This window comes from Streptomyces sp. SID1328 (genome assembly GCF_009865595.1).
Taxonomy (GTDB): domain Bacteria; phylum Actinomycetota; class Actinomycetes; order Streptomycetales; family Streptomycetaceae; genus Streptomyces; species Streptomyces griseoluteus.
Genome location: NZ_WWKH01000903.1, coordinates 1 through 442, shown reverse-complemented (window position 1 = coordinate 442; position 442 = coordinate 1). Strand labels below are relative to the sequence as shown.

The window sequence follows — 442 nt, the reverse complement described above, 5'->3', positions numbered from 1 at the left end:
CGGTTACGCGGAAGCCGCGTCCGCCCGCTGGGCCTTCAGGGCCCGTTCCACGCCCGCGCGGGACTCGGAGATCAGGCGGCGGAGGGCCGGGGTGGGGTCCACGGACGTGAGCCAGGCGTCCGTCTTCCGCAGCGTCTCCTCCGAGACCTGGACCGACGGGTAGAGGCCGACCGCGATCTGCTGGGCCATCTCGTGGGAACGGGAGTCCCAGGCGGACTTGACGGAGTCGAAGTAGCGGTCGGTGTAGGGGGCGAGGAGCTCGCGCTGGTCGGTCTGAATGAAACCGCTGATCACAGCTTCCTGGACGGCGTTGGGGAGCTTGTCCGACTCGACGACCGAGGCCCACGCCTCCGCCTTCGCCTCGGCGGTGGGGCGGGCCGCGCGGGCGGTGGCCGCGTGGCGCTCGCCGGCGGCGGTGCGGTCGCGCTCGTACTCGGCGGCG

At 73.1% G+C, this 442-nt stretch carries 1 protein-coding gene; it reads right to left on the bottom strand.

Annotation, left to right across the window (positions count from 1 at the left end; all coding sequences use genetic code 11):
* Nucleotides 1-3 precede the first annotated feature (3 nt).
* On the bottom strand, nucleotides 4-442 hold a 439-nt coding region (locus GT030_RS28885), incomplete at its 5' end, for an ERAP1-like C-terminal domain-containing protein (protein ID WP_202460694.1).